This window comes from Nucisporomicrobium flavum (assembly GCF_016464385.1).
GTDB lineage: Bacteria > Actinomycetota > Actinomycetes > Mycobacteriales > Micromonosporaceae > Actinoplanes > Actinoplanes flavus_A.
On sequence record NZ_JADMLH010000036.1, the window covers coordinates 1 to 1580 of the forward strand.

Annotated in this window: 1 protein-coding gene; it reads left to right on the forward strand. The window is 65.4% G+C overall.

The window, feature by feature from the left end; genetic code table 11:
• Window positions 1–49 precede the first annotated feature (49 nt).
• Window positions 50–1351, forward strand: coding sequence for an IS256 family transposase (locus tag IT780_RS40870; RefSeq protein WP_233414358.1), 1302 nt, complete (start codon window positions 50–52; stop codon window positions 1349–1351).
• Window positions 1352–1580 lie beyond the last annotated feature (229 nt).

Here is a 1580-nt window from a genome sequence, read left to right on the forward strand (position 1 = left end):
CGGGACTGTAAAACGAACGGTGTAACTCCTGATCAAGGAGACGCACCTGATGACCGTCATGACGGATGCCGTGGATACTTCCGCGGTGGCGAAGAAGAAGACTCCGGCGAGCACGCCGGAGGGCGTGGACGCCGAGCTGGTCGGCCGGCTGGTCGAGCAGGCCCGTGCCGCGGGCCTGCAACTGACTGGTGAAGGCGGCCTGCTGCAGCAGCTGACCAAGCGGGTGATCGAAGCCGCCCTGGACGGTGAGATCACCGACCACCTCGGCTACGAGAAACACGACCCGGCCGGCAAGGACGGCGGCAACTCCCGCAACGGCGCCCGCGCCAAGACCGTTCTCACCGACGTCGGCCCGGTCGAGATCACCGTGCCGCGCGACCGGGACGGCTCGTTCGAGCCGCAGATCGTGCGCAAGCGGCAACGGCGACTCACGGGTGTGGAGGACATGGTCCTGTCGCTGTCCGCGAAAGGCCTGACGACCGGAGAGATCAGCGCCCATTTGGCCGAGGTGTATGGCGCCGAGGTGTCGCGGCAGACGATCTCCACGATCACCGACAAGGTGATGGACGGCATGGCCGAGTGGCAGAACCGGCCCCTCGACAAGGTGTATCCCGTCGTGTTCCTGGACGCGATCAACGTCAAGATCAGGGACGGGAAGGTCGCGAACCGGCCGATCTACGTCGCTCTGGCGGTCACCGTCGAGGGGACCCGTGACATTCTCGGGCTGTGGGCCGGCGACGGTGGTGAGGGCGCGAAGTTCTGGCTGCAGGTGTGCACCGAGCTGAAGAACCGTGGTGTCGAGGACGTGCTGATGGCCGTCTGCGACGGCCTCACCGGGCTGCCTGACGCGATCAACACCGTCTGGCCCAAGACCGTGGTGCAGACCTGCGTGGTCCATTTGCTGCGCAACTCGTTCAAATACGCAGGCCGACAGCACTGGGACGCCATCGCCAAAGCGTTGAAGCCGGTCTACACCGCACCGACCGAGCAAGCCGCCGAGCAACGGTTCCTCGAGTTCGCCGAGACCTGGGGCGAGAAATACCCGGCGATCGTCCGGTTGTGGGAGAACGCCTGGGCCGAGTTCGTGCCGTTCCTGGCCTTCGACGCCGAGATCCGCAAGGTCGTCTGCTCCACCAACGCCATCGAGAGCGTGAACGCCCGCATCCGCCGGGCCGTGCGGGCCCGCGGACACTTCCCGAACGAGCAGGCCGCCCTCAAATGCGTCTACCTCGCCGTGATGGCCCTGGACCCGACCGGCGCCGGCCGCCGCCGGTGGACGATGCGCTGGAAACCCGCCCTCAACGCCTTCGACCTCGCCTTCGAAGGCCGCCTGTCCGCAGGCCGCAACTAACCCATCAACAAGATCGAGTTACACCGTTTTCTTGACAGTCCCTCGCGCACATCAATCATGACGAGATGCCTGTCCCTGGGTCCAACAGAAGCGCCGATCCGGGTCTGCACTCGGGCAAGCTGCCCCAGAGAAAAGTGCACTCTCATCAGCGTAAGACGTTCTGGTCAAGCGGTTGGCCGGGTGCCTCGTCCGTCGTCGGTCCCTGCATAGTCGTAATGGGGTTGGTCCC

Coding starts and splice junctions, on each gene's coding strand:
- IT780_RS40870 (WP_233414358.1), top strand. CDS start 50: ATGACCGTCATGACGGATGCCGTGGATACTTCCGCGGTGGCGAAGAAG.